This window comes from Pseudomonas sp. TSO6, assembly GCF_056098905.1.
This window is the reverse complement of the sequence record NZ_JBLZWV010000004.1, coordinates 1-15,334: the sequence shown is the minus strand read 5'-3', so window position 1 is coordinate 15,334 and position 15,334 is coordinate 1. Positions and strand designations below refer to the sequence as shown.

The 15,334-nt window shown below is 62.6% G+C and carries 13 protein-coding genes; 1 reads left to right on the top strand and 12 read right to left on the bottom strand.

The window, feature by feature from the left end:
- Positions 1-5: 5 nt before the first annotated feature.
- The 6 genes from ACN6NG_RS00610 to ACN6NG_RS00585 form a co-directional block, all read right to left on the bottom strand.
- A complete protein-coding gene (locus tag ACN6NG_RS00610) occupies positions 6-1,436 on the bottom strand; it encodes a TolC family protein (RefSeq protein ID WP_353455894.1) in 1,431 nt (476 codons plus the stop codon).
- Complete coding sequence (locus ACN6NG_RS00605) at positions 1,433-2,308, bottom strand: efflux RND transporter periplasmic adaptor subunit (protein ID WP_474312743.1); 876 nt, start codon at positions 2,306-2,308, stop codon at positions 1,433-1,435. Before ACN6NG_RS00605 ends, ACN6NG_RS00610 begins: the two co-directional genes overlap by 4 nt.
- Positions 2,305-2,517 (bottom strand): DUF1656 domain-containing protein, encoded by a 213-nt coding sequence (locus tag ACN6NG_RS00600; protein WP_474312742.1) that lies wholly within the window; start codon positions 2,515-2,517, stop codon positions 2,305-2,307. The genes ACN6NG_RS00605 and ACN6NG_RS00600 overlap by 4 nt, the downstream gene beginning before the upstream one ends.
- On the bottom strand, positions 2,514-4,601 hold the full coding sequence (locus tag ACN6NG_RS00595) for an FUSC family protein (RefSeq protein WP_353455892.1): 2,088 nt from the start codon (positions 4,599-4,601) through the stop codon (positions 2,514-2,516). The genes ACN6NG_RS00600 and ACN6NG_RS00595 overlap by 4 nt, the downstream gene beginning before the upstream one ends.
- Entirely contained in the window at positions 4,598-5,050 is a 453-nt protein-coding gene (locus ACN6NG_RS00590; RefSeq protein WP_063426222.1) for a MarR family winged helix-turn-helix transcriptional regulator, read from the bottom strand. Before ACN6NG_RS00590 ends, ACN6NG_RS00595 begins: the two co-directional genes overlap by 4 nt.
- 243 nt (positions 5,051-5,293) lie before the next feature.
- Positions 5,294-6,088 (bottom strand): tetratricopeptide repeat protein, encoded by a 795-nt coding sequence (locus tag ACN6NG_RS00585; protein ID WP_353455891.1) that lies wholly within the window; start codon positions 6,086-6,088, stop codon positions 5,294-5,296.
- A gap of 207 nt (positions 6,089-6,295) precedes the next feature.
- On the opposite strand from ACN6NG_RS00585, the gene ACN6NG_RS00580 reads away from it, so the two are divergent.
- On the top strand, positions 6,296-6,853 hold the full coding sequence (locus tag ACN6NG_RS00580; protein ID WP_063426220.1) for a WCX domain-containing protein: 558 nt from the start codon (positions 6,296-6,298) through the stop codon (positions 6,851-6,853).
- A 111-nt stretch (positions 6,854-6,964) separates the two neighbouring features.
- Here ACN6NG_RS00580 and ACN6NG_RS00575 read toward each other — a convergent pair whose 3' ends face one another.
- The 6 genes from ACN6NG_RS00575 to ACN6NG_RS00550 all read right to left on the bottom strand — a co-directional run.
- Positions 6,965-7,828 carry an ABC transporter permease gene (locus tag ACN6NG_RS00575; protein ID WP_016497468.1) on the bottom strand — a complete coding sequence of 288 codons (864 nt, stop codon included), beginning with the start codon at positions 7,826-7,828 and terminating at the stop codon, positions 6,965-6,967.
- A 14-nt stretch (positions 7,829-7,842) separates the two neighbouring features.
- Positions 7,843-8,706: an ABC transporter ATP-binding protein gene (locus tag ACN6NG_RS00570; protein WP_016497467.1), complete on the bottom strand. Its 864-nt coding sequence runs from the start codon at positions 8,704-8,706 to the stop codon at positions 7,843-7,845.
- A 6-nt stretch (positions 8,707-8,712) separates the two neighbouring features.
- Positions 8,713-9,732, bottom strand: coding sequence for an ABC transporter substrate-binding protein (locus ACN6NG_RS00565; protein ID WP_086975894.1), 1,020 nt, complete (start codon positions 9,730-9,732; stop codon positions 8,713-8,715).
- A gap of 17 nt (positions 9,733-9,749) precedes the next feature.
- Positions 9,750-10,649, bottom strand: coding sequence for a TauD/TfdA dioxygenase family protein (locus tag ACN6NG_RS00560; RefSeq protein ID WP_353455889.1), 900 nt, complete (start codon positions 10,647-10,649; stop codon positions 9,750-9,752).
- Between the two features lie 198 nt (positions 10,650-10,847).
- Positions 10,848-11,189 (bottom strand): hypothetical protein, encoded by a 342-nt coding sequence (locus tag ACN6NG_RS00555; RefSeq protein WP_063426212.1) that lies wholly within the window; start codon positions 11,187-11,189, stop codon positions 10,848-10,850.
- 171 nt (positions 11,190-11,360) lie between these two features.
- On the bottom strand, positions 11,361-15,334 hold a 3,974-nt coding region (locus ACN6NG_RS00550; RefSeq protein ID WP_474312741.1), incomplete at its 5' end, for an immunoglobulin-like domain-containing protein.

Sequence of the window (15,334 nt, the reverse complement as noted above, 5' to 3'; positions counted from 1 at the left end):
CAGATCTATGGGCGTGGCGGCTCAGCCGTACCTGCCTTCCAGCCCCCACCCAATGCCAGAAACACCCCAATCTGCCCCAACGCTACCTGACTATTGGCCGCTGCCAACTGCGCACGCATGTCGGTATAGGTGCGTGTGGCCTGCAAATCCGCCAGGAACGATTCACGCCCTGCCTGGTAATACCGGTGGGTCTGGTCCGCCGCTTCCTTGGCCGATTTTTCTGCCTCGGCCAAGGCATCACGCCGGTCCAGCAGGGCGCTGTACTGCGCCAGGCGGGTCTGGGTTTCGCGAATGGCGTTCAGCACCACGCCATCGAAGTTCGCCAACGCCGCCTGGGTAGAGGCTTCGGCCATGCGAATACGCGCACGGGTGCCGTTGGTGGGGATGGTCCAGCTGATCTGCGGGCCGAAGCCCCAGCGGTTGGTCGACGGTTCGCCGAGGTTTTCCAGGATGCCAATGGTGCCAACCTGGGCACCAATGCTGATGTCAGGGTACAGCGACCCTGTGGCCACGCCGATGTAGGCAGTGGCAGCAGCCAGCTGGCGCTCGGCCTGGCGCACGTCGGGGCGACGTTTGAGCAGCGCGGCGCCATCACCCACCGGGACCAGCTGGTTCAGGTGCGGCAGCTCGGCACAATCGGCGGTGCCGGCAGGCAACTGGTCGACCGGCTTGGCCAGCAGCGCAGCCAGGGTGTACATACCCGTCTCGCGCTCGGCCTTGAAGCGTGGCAGTTCGGCGCGCAAGGATTTGAACTGGGTCTGCGAGCGGGTTACCTGGGTTTCATCACCGCGGCCGGCATCGCGCAGGCGCTGGTTGAGCGTGACGCTCTGCTCCTGCAGGTCCAGCGACTCACGGGCGATGTGGAGTTCCTCGTTGGCCGAGCACACCTGGGTATAAGCCTTGACGACGTCTGCCACCAAGGTGATCCGGGCGGTATCGGCAGCGGCCTGTACAGCGTCGGCATTGGCCTTGGCGGCCTCGGTGCCGCGCTTGAAGGTGCCCCACAGGTCGAACTGGTACGAGGCACTGATGATGGCCTCGCCAATGTTGGCCACTGGTACCTTCTCGGGCTGCAGGAAGGCTTCGCCCGACTCCTGCAGGCGCTGGGCGCCGAGCTTGACGCCACCGTTGAAGCCCCCTTGCGATTCGGCTACTTCGACCTGGGCACGGGCCTTGGCGATGTTGGCCGCCGCCACGCGCAACTCTGTGTTGGCACTCAGGGCCTGACGCACCAGCGCGTTCAGCCGCTGGTCCTGATACAGCTGCCACCAGTCCTCGGGCACCGGCGCCGAGACCACGCTGTCGGCATCCTGGCGCAGGGGGCCGCTCAGGTCGCTGCGTTGCACCGCCGCGTCCTTCGGCACCTCATAGTCGGGCCCTACCATCATGCAGGCCCCTAGCGACAGGCACAGGCCGGCCAGGATCAGCTGTTTCATGGGCGCTCGCCCTCGATGATCGACACTGTGGCGGTGCGCCCGGCAATCATGCGGAAGTCCTGCGGCACTTCATCGAAGGCGATACGCACCGGAATACGCTGGGCCAGACGCACCCAGCTGAACGCCGGGTTGACGTTGGGCAGCAGGTTGGCGCCGCTGCTGCGGTCGCGGTCTTCGATGCCCGCGGCAAAGCTCTGCACATGGCCGCGCAGGCGGGTGTTGTCGCCCATTACGCGAATGTCCACGGCATCGCCAATGTGGATGCCACCCAGCTTGGTCTCTTCAAAGTAGCCATCGACGTGGTACGAGGTGCTGTCGACCACCGACAGCACCGGGCGGCCGGCGGTGACGAATTCGTGGTTACGCGGCGCGCGGTCGTTCAGGTAGCCGTCCACCGGGCTGCGCACCACCGAACGTTCGAGGTTGAGCTGGGCGGTATCGACTGCCACCTGGGCCTCGCTGACAGCCGAGCGGGCTCGGGCCTCGCGGGACTGGCTCTCTTCCAGCTGCTCGGCGGCCACCAGGTTGCCCAGCTTGCGGTTGCGCTGCGCCTCGCGTGAGGCCTGGGCCAGGGTTTCCTGGCGTTCGCCCAGGGTGGCCTTGGCCTGGCGCAGGGCCAGGGTGAAGCGGTCCTGGTCGATGGTGAACAGCACGTCACCGCGTTTGACGGTCTGGTTGTCCCGCACCTCGACCTTCTGGATCAACCCCGACACATCGGGGGCGATCTGGATCACGTCGGCGCGGATGTGGCCGTCGCGGGTCCAGGGGGCAAACATGTAGTACACCACCATCTGCCACACGAGCACGGCGGCGAAGGTCACTACCAGCAAGGTCAGGACCACACGGCCCAAGGTCAGCAAAGGTTTTTTCATGGCAGCATCAGGTTTCGGCAAAAGTGGTCCACCGCGCCAAGCAGCACGGCATACAGAGCAACGTTGAACAACGCCCGGTGCCAGACCAGGCGGTAGAAATGCACGCGTACCAGCACCGCGTGCACCCCCAGGAACACCAGGTAGGTGCCAAACATCATCACCAGCAGCGTGGGCAGAAACACCCCGCTGATATCCAGTTCACCAATCACAGGGGCGCTCCGTCGAGGCCAGGGGGCAGTTGCGGTTGTTCGGCGGGTTCGAGCATCACTTCCACGCCCGGCAACAGCGCCAGCCGCAGGCCACTCAGGGCATGCAACAGGTGGGTGCGGGCATCGCCACGCTCGTACAATTCATCCAGGTTCAGCGCCAGGCGTGCGCGTTCCATGTTGCGCAGCAGCGCGGCCGGGGCATGCAGGCGCTCACCGGCACGCAGGCAGGCGGCGTAGTGCGCGCCGACTTCTTCGACCACAGTGCGCAGGCGCTCGCGGGCCTGCTGGCCGGCGCGCGGCATATAGGCCAGCAGGTCGAGCAGGTTCAGCCCCACGCGCAGGTCACGCAGCGCCACGCCGCTGTCCTGGCCGGTTTGCGACAGGCGCGGCAGGTGCTGCATCAGGCGGTCGAGCATCTGCACGCCCACCTGGCGTTGCTCGGCCAGGGTCGCCGGCTCGGTCATTTCGACAATGTCGCGCCAGGCGAAGCGGGTCATGCGCTTGGCCGCCAGCTCCACGCCGAACGGGCGCATCACCAAGGTCCAGATGAACGCGAACAACAGGCCAACGGGGCCGGCCAGGTTGGCGTTGAGGAAGGTGAAGAAGTCGGCGTCGTAGGCACCCTGGATGCTGATGAAGGTCGAGGTGTTGACGATGGTCAGCAAGGTGCCCAGGTAGAAGCGCGGCTGCACGGTCAGGGTGCCGATACAGATGAACGGCACGGCAAACGCCAGCACCAGCATCGGGAAATCGTGCAGGTTGGGCAGCACCAGAAACAGGTACAGGCTGGAGAAGATGACCGACATCAGCGTCCAGAAGAAGAACCGGTAGATCTGCGGCGCGGGGTCGTCCATGGCGGCGAAGAAGCTGCACGATACTGCAGCCAGGATTACAGCGCTGGCGCCGTCGTTCCAGCCCAGGCCGATCCACAGGCCGCAGGCGACCACAATCGCCAGTACGGTGGAGGCCACCGAGTACAGCATCAGGCCACGGTCGAAGAACGCCGTCAGGCGGCCCAGGCGCCAGTGGCGGTACACCGCGCGCCAAGGTTGCGCGTCGTCGTTGCGCAAGGCGTGCTGCAGGGTGCAGCAGTCCTGCCACAGGTCGGCCCACTCGGTCAGGCGATACAGGGCGTTGGACAGCAGCAGTTCGGCGCGCTGGTCGAGGGCGGCGGCACCGGGCTGTAAGCGGTCGATCTGCTCGTGCAGCGCAGTCCAGCGCGCTACCGAAGCGCTCTCGGCAGTGCCTTTGAGCCACTCGCGGGCGGCTTCAAGCACGGGTTGAAGCTGGGCGAACTGGGCTGGGGCGCGGCCTTCGAGGGCCACCAGGGCGTCGTCGAGCGCATCAATGACCGGCAGCAGGTGAATCATCCGCCCACGCAGCTCGCGAGCGTTCTTCAGGGTATGTGGGCCGGCACCTTCGTGGCCTAGCTGGCCGATCATCAGCTCCAGCGAGTTGAAGGTGGCGACCATCGCCCCGCGCATGCCGCCGACCTTGTCGGCGCTGGCTTCGCGGGCCAGGTAGGTGTCGCTGTAGCGGATCGCCTCGGTGAACCAGTTACCAGTGGCGCCGACCACCACGGGGGCCAGCCGGCGCGGCCAGAAGATAGCGCCGACCACTGCCGCGCAGACGATCCCCAGGCAAATTTCCTGGGCACGGGAAGACGCCACGTCGAACACCGCCAGCGGGTTGTCGACCACCGCCAGGGCGATCATCGGCAAGGTGTAGCCGGCCAGCATCAGCACGTAGTTGTTGGCCGTGCGCAGGTTCAGCGACAGGAACAGCAAGGTGCCGGTCCAAAGGGCGATGGCGATGCTCAGCAGCAACGGCGACTGCACCAGCGGCGGCACCAGGAAAATCGCCCCGCCGGCACCCAGCAACGTGCCCACGGCGCGGTACAACGCCTTGGAACTGGTTGGGCCGACGAACGGGCTGGAGACGATGTACACCGTGGCCATGGCCCAGTAGGGGCGCGGCAACTGCATGAGCAACGCGATGTACAGGGCAATCATGGAGGCGGCGAAGGTACGCACGCCGTAGAACCAGTCGCGGGCCGGGGGTACCGAGCTGAAGAAGCCGTTCATGCCACCCCGCCCGTATTGCCCAGCCCGGCTGCTTCGAAGGCGCGCAGCACGCGCAAGGTGGCTTCCAGGTCGGCCTGGTCGATACCGTTGAGCACATCGCGGCGCAGGCGCACCAGCTCGGCTTCGATGGCCTCGGCCAGGGCACGGCCTTCGGCGGTCAGGCTCAGGGCCTTGGCGCGACGGTCCAGTGGGTCCTCGCTGCGGCACACCAGGCCAGCCTTGCACAGTTGGTCGAGCAGGCGCACCAGTGAGGGGCTTTCCAGGCCGGCAGCCTGGGCTACGGCCACCTGGTGCACACCGTCGCCCAGGCGCACGATCATAAGCAGCGGCGCAGCGCAGGCTTCGGAAATGCCGTAACCGGTCAGGGCGGTATGGCAGATGCGCCGCCAATGACGGGCGGCGACCACCATGCCACTGCTGACTTGCAGGCGCAGGAGATCAAGGGACATGAAAGGAACCAAGGATATTCATAGTTTGCTAACTATCAATATACGCCTTGCCCTCCCCCTGTCGTCAACAGTGGGCGATGAGGGGTAAGGATGAATTGTTGTTCATGATTGGGCTTTGTGTCTGCCTGCGCTGGCCCTATCGCCGGCAAGCCAGCTCCTACAGGTACTCCACAGATTCTGAAGGCTGGGATTCCCTGTGGGAGCTGGCTTGCCGGCGATAGGGCCGGCACAGGCAACGGAAAATCAGGGCTGAATCTGGTCTTCCAGCTTCATGGTCAGTGCCAATGTGCTGCCCATCTGCACCGCCCGGTCCCGCCATTCCTGGTACCGCGCTGCATCACGGCTGCTGAAGTGCACCGCCAGCTCCTCTGCTGCCTGCACCACCCCCGCCGCTGCCGCCAGCTCCAGCCAGTACAGCGCAGCCTTGAGGTCGGCCTCCACATACAGCCCGTGCATCAGCCGGTAACCCACTTCGAAGCGGCAGCGTGCTTCACCTCGCTCGGCCCCGCGCATGAACCACTGATAGGCCTGCACCAGGTCGACCTGCCAGTCCAGGTCGCCGTCGCATACCTCCTCCTCATACAGGTCGCCCAATGCCGCGGCCGCGTGGAGCATGCCCCGCTCAAAGGCCTGCCGATAGCACTCCGCTGCCTGCAGGTAGGAAGGGTCGATGCCTTTGCCAAAGTAATGCTGCTGCCCCAGGTTGAACCAAGCGGCGGCATTCCCTTGCAGGGCCGCCATGCGCAGCAGGTGGCCGGCCAGCACGGTATCGGCACGCCAGTACTTGCCGTTGAGCCAGATCCAGCCGAGGTCGTTGAGTGCCGCCACGCTGCCCAGCAACGCCTGGCGGCGCAGGTCGGCATACACCGCCTGCAGGTCGCTGGCCTCATCCAGGCGGTTGACCAGCATCGAGCGCTGGCTGGGCAGACCCACACCGGCAAACAGCCACTGTCGCCTCCCGACCGGGGCCGGTGGCGCAATGACCCGCTCGGGAAGAAGGCGGGCAAGCAGCGAATGGATATTGCTGGCAGCAGACATGTTCATCCTCATTGAACGACGCACAACCCCAACCTTCGGCTGTGATGAGGCGTGATTCTGCGTGACGTCACGTCAAAACCTGTCGCGAACGAATCGGCACACGGCAACCAAATGCGAGTTCCTTGATCTGAGCAGGCTGTGGCCAATTGCCATACAGCACGCGTGCCGCCATCCTGTTGCGGCAAGCCTAGACAAGGACGTTACATTTTGCCGTTCGCCACCACTCGCGCCACCCTCAGCCGTCAGTGGGCGCTGCTGCGCCAGCTGCCCAACCGCTCCCCCGGCATTACCAGCGCCGAGCTTGTCTGGGGCCTGCGCGATGTCGGCTTCACGGTCAGCAAACGCACTGTCGAGCGCGACCTCAATGAGCTGTCGCTGATCTTTCCGCTAGAGCGCAATGACAAGAGCATCCCGTTCGGCTGGCACTGGTCGGCGAGTGCGGTGGGCGAGTTGCGCGGTAACTTCGACTTGCTGACGCACCTACGGGGGGATGCGTTGCAACCGGCGAAGGGTGAGGGGGTGGAGCTGGTGGCACGGATCAGCGATGCACTGGCGCGGCAACTGCGTGTTGCACCGTTGAGCAGCGACATGCAGCTGACGGCGCTGGAGCATGGGCATCGGTTGCGGGCCACGGTGAGTGACGGCTGGCCATTGCGCTGGTGGCTGTTGAGCCATGGGGATGGGTTGGTGGTGGAGCAGCCTGTGGTATTGAGGGAAGAGATTGGCAAGATCCTGAGCAATGCGGCAGCTCAGTACCTGAGTTGATAGCCTGTACTGGCCCTATCGCCGGCAAGCCAGCGCCCACAGGAAAGCCACAAGCCTCACGACCTGTGGAGTACCTGTGGGCCAGCTTGCCGGCGATAGGGCCAGTACAGGTCAGCGCTGCATCCCCCAGCGCCGCACGGTCAGCCGCTCCAGGGTGTTGAACACCAACCCTTCCACCAGCAAACCAATCAGGATCACCACCGCCAACCCGGCAAATACCTTGTCGGTATACAGCTCGTTGCGGTTCTGGAAGATGTACCAGCCCAGCCCGCCTTTACCGCTGCTGGCGCCAAACACCAGTTCGGCGGCAATCAGGGTGCGCCAGGCAAAGGCCCAGCCGATCTTCAGCCCCGACAGGATCGACGGCAAAGCCGCCGGCACCAGGATGTGCAGCACCAGCCGCAGCCCTTTCAGGCCATAGTTCCGGCCCGCCATGCGCAGTGTTTCCGAGACGCCCAGAAAGCCCGCGTAGGTATTCAGGGCCAAAGCCCACAGCACCGAATGCACCAGCACGAAGATCAGGCTATTGTCGCCCAGCCCGAACCACAGCAAGGCCAGCGGCAGCAGGGCAATGGCCGGAAGCGGGTTGAACATCGAGGTCAATGTGCCCAGCAGGTCGCGGCCCAGCTGGGTCGAAACCGCCAGGCTGGTCAGGCCGAATGCCAGGACGATGCCCAGTACATAACCCTTGAGCAGAATCACCAGCGACACGCCAACCTTGGCCGGCAGTTCGCCACTGATCATCCCGTCCCACAGGGCGGCGGCGGTTTGCAAAAAGCCTGGCAACAGCAGGTCGTTGTCCTGATAGCGGGCCACGGCCTCCCACAGCACAGCGATCACCAGCAGGATAACCGCCTTGCGCAGCCAGCCTTGCTGCCACAGGCGCTGGGCCAACGGCAATTGTCGTTCCAGAGGCACACTGAGCAGGGGCTCCAGCTGCACCTCGTATTCCTGGCGTACAGGTGTAGTGGTCATGGCTGAAGCTCCTGTCAGTAGGCGATGCGAATATCGTTAAAACCAAGCTCGTCAGGCTGTTGCGGGGTATCCGCCTCGTCAAACAGCAGACGGTGGATACGCCGGGCACTGGCCTGGAAGTCGCTGCCACCCAGGCTGCCCAGGTCGTACTGATGGCTATGCACTTCGGCCCGTACCCGCCCCGGGTGCGGCGACAGCAGCAGGATGCGGTTGCCAACCACCAGCGCCTCCTCGATGGAGTGGGTCACGAACAGCAGGGTGAACCGTACTTCCTCCCACAGCAGCAACAGCTCTTCCTGCATCTTGCGCCGGGTCAGCGCATCAAGGGCGGCGAACGGCTCATCCATCAACAGGATCTTTGGCTGCGTGGCCAAGGCCCGGGCAATCGCCACGCGGGCCTTCATGCCGCCCGACAAAGTGTGTGGGTAGGCATCGGCGAAGGCGGCCAGGCCGACCTTTTCCAGGTAATGCAGTGCCCGCTCTTCGGCTTCGGCGCGCTTGAGCTGGCCAGACACCAGCAGCGGGAACATGACGTTCTGCTTTACCGTTTTCCACGGCGGCAGCTGGTCAAATTCCTGGAACACCACGATGCGGTCGGGGCCCGGACCACGGACAGCCTGGCCCTGCAAAAGAATCTGCCCTTCCTGCGGCTGGATGAAACCGGCGACAGCCTTGAGCAAGGTGGACTTGCCGCAGCCAGAGGGGCCCAGCAGCACAAAGCGGTCGGCACGGTCGACTTCGAAGCTGACCTGGTGGGTGGCCCGCACCACGCGTTGCGCGGTGCGGTATTCGAGGCTGAGGTTATCCACCTGGAGCAAAGGCGGCGTTGCGACACGGCTCAGGTTGCTGGCCGTGTGGCCTGGCAATGGGGCGGTCATGATCGATCAGCTCCCTTGCAGCGGGCGTTCATCCTGGAAGAAGTAGTCCTTCCACGATTCCGGCTTGTGCTTGATGGCGCCTACCCGATAGAGAAAATCGGCCAGCTTGTAGGTGTTCTTTGGTGTGACGGTGAATTCGTACTGCGGGTTGTCGATCAGCTTGATCAACGCATCGCGGTCGATCTTGGCCTTGGTCACACGGATGTAGGTGTCGGCGGCAGCGGCCTTGTCTTTCTGGGCGAAGTCTGCGGCTTCGGCCAGGGCGTCAACGAAGGCCTTGTAGGTTTTAGGGTTGTCCTTGCGGAATTTCTCGGTGGCAAACAGCAAGGTCGGCGAGTTGGGGCCGAGCAGGTCATAGCTGTTGAGCACCACATGCACGTCCTTGTTGGCCAGTACCTGGTCCTGGAACGGCGGGTTGGAGAAGTGCCCGTTCAGCTCGGTACCGCCGGCCAGCAGCGCGGCAGTGGCATCGGGGTGAGGTACGGCGAGGGTGTATTTGTCGAGGCGGTTGTATTCCTTGTCGCCCCACTGCTGGGCGGCGGCGTACTGCAGGAAGCGCGACTGCACCGAAACACCGACCGCTGGCACGGCGATGCGGTCTTTGTTGGAGATGTCGGCGATGGTCTTCACGTTGGGGTTGCTGCTGACCAGGTAGTACGGGAAGTTGCCCAGCGAGGCCACTGCCTTCACGTTCTGCCGACCTTTGGTGCGGTCCCACACCGTAAGCAGCGGGCCGACACCCGCGCCGGCGATGTCTACCGAACCGGACAGCAGTGCGTCGTTGATGGCCGAGCCACCCGACAGCTGAGCCCAGTCGACTTCGATGTCGATGCCCTGCTCCTTGCCGTGCTTTTCGATCAGGTGCTGGTCACGCACCACGTTCAGCAGCAGGTAGACGATGCCGAACTGTTCGGCAATGCGGATCTTGCCTTCGGCCTGGGCTACTGCAGGGGCAGCCAGGCTGCCGACGACCAGGCTTGCGCCCAGGCCGATGCTTGCCGCCAGGCGGCTGATGGATTTGCGCATGATGATGTCCTCAGTCGTCAGAACGGGGCGTCGCCCTGGATGGTGGTGCGGTACAGCTTGCGGCGCAGGTGTGCGGGGCAGCCGGCGGCCAGGTGGATCAACGAGCGGTTGTCCCAGAACACCAGGTCATGGGGCTGCCATTGGTGGCGGTAGATGTTCGGCTCCAGCACGCTCAGTGCGTACAGCTGTTGCAGCACGTCGCGGCTTTCGTCGTCTGGCAGGCCGACGATGCGGGTGGTGAAGCCTTCACTGACAAACAGCGCCTTGCGGCCGTTTTCCGGGTGGGTGCGGACCACCGGGTGGATAACTTCCTGTACCTGCGCCAATTGCTCAGCGGTCAGGTTCGGGCGCCAGTTGCCTTCGAATTTGGTTTCGGCGTAACGGGCGGTGTAGGAGTGGGCAGCACTGCGGCCCTCGACCACTTTGCGCAGGGCGTCGGGTACGGCGTCCCAGGCTTTGTGCATGTCGGCGAACAGCGTATCGCCGCCTTCGCTTGGCAGTTCCTGGGCATGCAGCATGGAGCCGAGGCTGGGCAGCGCTTTGTATGACAGGTCGGAGTGCCAGAACTTGCCGGCATCACCCAGGCCGATGTTCTGACCGTTTTCGATGATGTTGGAAACGATCAGGATCTCGGGATGGCCTGTAAGCAGGAACTGCTTGAGCACATGGATCTGCAACTCGCCAAAGCGGCGGCTGAAGGCTATCTGCTGTTCCGGGCTGATGCGCTGGTCGCGGAACACCAGCACATGGTGTTCGAGGTGGGCGCGATGGATACGGGTGAAATCCTCGGCGTTGACCGGTTTGGCCAGGTCCAGGCCGATGATCTCGGCGCCTACGGCACCGGAGAACGGGCGGATTTCGAAAACTTGCGGCTGGGCGCTGTCGATGGTCGACAAGGCGTTCGAGGCGGCTGACATTTATCACTCCCACGCAGTGCGCGACTTCAATGGCGCGCAACGATCAGAAACGCACGGGGATTTCCCGTGTGGGTTCAAGTCGTGCGGCACATCGATTGGTCGACGGGTACGCAGTGGTGTGACTATAAAGTCATAACGGCGATATTTTAAATACCTTTAAAGCATAACCATATCACTGTCGCCGGGGCTGCCCTGGCGTCAGATCAGCCCGCCCTGCTCTTCTTCGTCAATCAGGTTGTTGAGGCTGCTGAGCGCCTTGCGCGCGGTGGAGCGGTTGAGCAGCTTGGCCTGCGCGCCGGCGGGCAAGTCGGTGATCTTGAACACGCCCTTGGAGGTCAGCACGTCGATGAGGTCCTCGAGCACGCGGATCATGTCCAGGTCGCTTTGCTTGAGCTGGTTGAGGCTGTTTTCCACCACGTCATCGGCAAACCATTCCTGGATATCGGCATGGTCGGCGGGGAGCATTTCGGTGAACTGGTCAAAAGCAGCTGCTTCTACCCGCAGCAACTGGCCAGCGGCGTCGCGTTGCACGTAGAACATGGCGGTGTCCCTCGTCACGTTGGTTCCTTGTTGGTAGACAGCAGCATAGGCAAAGATCGCCGGGCGCGCAGGCCCGGCGCCAGAGTATGCGCTGTCAGCAGATTGCAGGAAAGACCCGTGTGGGAGCGGCCTTTGTGTCGCGAAAGGGCCGCGTAGCGGCCCTGTAGCGCATCAGCTGTCTTTGTTGTGGATGATGATGGTCGGGTCAGCACCGCTGATCAACGAGTTGACCGTGGTGTTGGACCAGTTCACCCCTTCAAGCTTGATGGTCACATCGGCATTTGCCAGGCCTCCAGCAGCGTTGAGCTTGCCTTCGCTGCTGACCTGCAACGTGGTCGTGCCTTCCACCGTGGTGAGTTTCAGGTAGTTGTCGATCGTGCTGCCCTTCTCACCTTGCAGCAGATCGCTCAAGTCGATCTTGTCTTTCTCGCCTACCTTGAAGTCTTTGATCACGTCGTTGCCGTAATCGCCTGCCTTCCACACGAAGGTGTCGGCACCGCTGCCACCGATCAGGATATCGTCGCCGTGGCCACCGATCAGGGTGTCATTGCCAGTACCGCCCAGCAGGATGTCGTTACCCCTGCCACCATCGAGCGTGTCGTTACCACCTTGGCCGAAGAGGATGTCGTTGCCATTGCCGCCGGACAAGAAGTCCTTGCCGTCGTTGGCACCGGAGATATCGAACTCGGTGTAGTGCTCGGTGATGTACTGGTGCACGTTGCTGGTGGTAACAGCACTGGCTTCGACACCGCTCTTCTGCGCAACGTAGGTCTGCAGGGCCTGATACCCCTCGCTGACGACACCATTGAGGGTGATCAGGTCACCGAAGATGATGTCGTTGCCGTTACCGCCATTGATGGTGTCTGCACCTGGCAGCGTTGCCTCGGTATGCCCAAGGATTGCGCTGGCCAGGTTGGAAGGATCGATATTAGTCTGCGGCTTACCGGCACTGTCATAGGGCTTCAGGTCGGAGAGGCTGACATCATCGTTCAGTCCAATCGCCTGCACCTTGCTCAAGCCTTGCAAGGTGGGGCTGCCGCCCAGCAGCGTGAAGCTATCGGTCGTATTGGATGCTGAATCGGACCAGTTCGAGCTAGTACCTCTACCTGTACCACCCAGGCTGGAGAACTCATACGTGCCGTCCCCTTGGGCATGAATGGTCCCCACAGTCTCTGTGGAAGTTACACCCCAGCTGCCCCACCAGTTGTAGCCATACGTCGATACCTTGACAACGCCAGCACTGCTGATGTCGACCTTGTGAGTCGAATCGGCCCATTCACTGAACGTGCCCCCAGCTTTGTAGTTATTGACATTGACGACTTCGTCAAGCGTTTTGCCGCCAGTCCACAGGCGTTTATCGGTTACTTCATTTCGCTGGTAATAGGTCGGCTTACCGTCGGTGATGAAGTACGTCAGGTTCTCTGCACCGGTATTGCTGGTCGCAACTGTGCTCTTGAAGAAGTTGGCCGTGGTCTTGAAGGCATCTTCGTAGTTGGTGCCACCACCATCGTCCCCGCCTTGCATCGACTTCAGGACAGCCTGCAGCTGGCTCAAGGCATTGGCATCGGCGAGGTTAACCACCACGTTCTTGTTGACCTGCGTGTCGAAGTCGACCAAGAAGATGTTGACCGTACCCGAGGTGTCTGAGCCCAAGCTCGCTTTCAGCGTGGCGAAGACCGATGCCAGCTGCGACTTGGCAGCAGCAATCGATTCATCCGTCATACTCCCAGAGCTATCGACGATGAAGGCGATGTTGTAGTTCTTGCCAGCAACTACGTTCAGGCCCGACACGTCGGCGACGATGATGTCGTTGCCTTCGCTGCCGGTCAGGGTGTCGTTGCCCGAAGTACCCACGCTGGCCTTGTAGGTTGCGCCGTACACGGTCACCGGGATGTTGCCGGTGGTGATGGCCGAACCGCCCAGGCTTTCGGTGGCAGTCGAGGTGACCGTGATGTCGAACGAGCCTTTGTAGTAGGCCGGCGGCGTCAGGGTCAGGCCGCTGAGTTTCCAGCCGGTTACATCCACCGGTGCGCTGCCTACCGTGACCGTGTGGCCTGCACCATCGCTAAGTACAGTGCCTTTAGGAATGCCGCTGAGGCTAACGTTCAGGGTTTCGGAGCCATCGGTGTCGGTCAGGGCAGTATTAATACCAACCAGTTTCACCGAGCCACCTTCCGGCCCTTCGTTTAGCTTGTAGCCGTCGTAGTAGCTCTGACCATTCACGGTGTGCAGGTCGGACACGCCCAGGCCAGCGTTGGCCATCTCGGTCACGTTCTGGTACATCTTGATGTTCGAGCTGCTCAGGTCAGTGACCGCACCAGAGCCTACCTGGATGTTCAGGTCATAGCTGCCTGGCCCAGACTGGTTGGCATGGTAGACCTCGATCGGGTAGTAGCCGCTGGTGTTCGGGGTGAAGGTGCCCGAAACCTGGCCACCGGCGCCCCAAGTGGCTGTGACCACAGTCTTGCCACCAATGGTGACCACGAAGCTGTCGTCGGCGGTACCGCTGAAGGTGTAGGTCTTGCCGGCTTCCAGGTAGATCAGGCCCGACGTTTTCGAGCCGCTGCCACCGGTGACGCTGCCATCGGACTGCACGTTGGTCGTGGTGCTGCTGGAGTTGGCATTGCCAGAGTTGGCAAATACCGTCTTCAGGTCCTCGCCGGTAATGCCATTGCCACCAGTACCCAGGCCTTTGAGGCTGGTCCAGACTTCCTTGGTCAGGCCTTTGGACTCGATATCGGCGCTGCCGAAGCTCAGCGTCGGTTTGTCGGCTACCGGGCTGATGTCGACCTTCATGGTCGCTTCTGTGCCCAGGTTGGTGCCATCGTTCGGCTTGTACTTGAACTGTGCGTAGTCGGCCTTCTGGTCACCTACGCCATTACCACCATAGTTATCCGAACCTGACTGGTTGAGGGCAGGTACGAACTTCAGGTTCTTGGCGGTGATGTCAGCCTGGCTTACCACCTGGCCAACGGTCACATTCACCCATGCAGTACCGTTGAAGAACTGCAGGCTGCCTGCGCCCGGGATCGAGGTAATGGTCACCGACAGACCGGTGTTGCCATCGGCGTCGGTGACTTTGAAATCGCTCCAGGTGAACAGGTAGTCAGTGTCTTCCACGCCAAATACTGCGCCACCAGGCGAAACTGGCAGGTGGTCGTTGTCGAGGATGGTGGTAGTCACGCTCGATTTGCTGCTATCCACCTGCAGGTTCTCGAAGTTGCCACCGGTGGCAGTTTCGATCTTCACCACGAAGTTCTCGGTACCTTCGACCAGCTTGTCGTCGATGGTAGCGATGTTGAACGTGGTGCCTGTGCTGTTGGCCGGGATCTTCACGGTGGTGACACCGGTGAAGTCCTCACCGTTTTTGGCGGTGCCGCTGTAGCTGAGGGTGATGGTGACTTCGGCCTTGGAGGCGTTGCTCAGGGTCAGCGTGTACTGGCCGGTTTCGCCCTCGGTCAGCGAACTGGTGCCGGTGATGCCGACCGTGGTGACGTCGCCGAGATTACCTGGGCCGGAGGTGCCCACACCGGCTTCATCTTTGACGATGGTGGTCGCCGCGATCGGATCCAGGGTCAGCTTCTCGAACTTGACCACACCCGCGCCGTCTACCGTCGCCAACGAGTTGGTGACTGAGGTCTGGCCGATGTACACGTTGTCCGGCGCAGCCACGGTCACACTACCGCTGCTTTGGTTAGCCGGTACGGTGATGGTGGTTTTGCCGTCGCTCAGGGTGAAGGTCAGGGCACCGTGGTTGTTGATCGGCAAGCCAGTCGGGCCGGTCAAGGTGACGGTGTAGACGATGTTGCCGCCTTCGGTCACTTGCTCGGTAGCCGTCAGCTTGGCCACAACTTCGGTCAGGGTGTCCTTGATTTCGACACTGGCCGAAGGCTTGGTCAGCACCAGGTTCTCGAACGAGCGACCATCCGGCACGCTCGTACCGGTGATGCTCACAGTCAGGGAGCCGCCGTCGACGTAGACGTCTTCACCCTGCGCGTCGTTGGTCCAGATCGCAGAAGTCTGGCCTTTCTCGATGACCACCGACTTGCCTGCACCCAGCTGCACAGTCAGGTCCTGGTCCAGGGCCTGCTTGATGCTGATGGTGAAGGTCGGCTTCTCGTTCTCGAACACCGACGTCTGGTTGG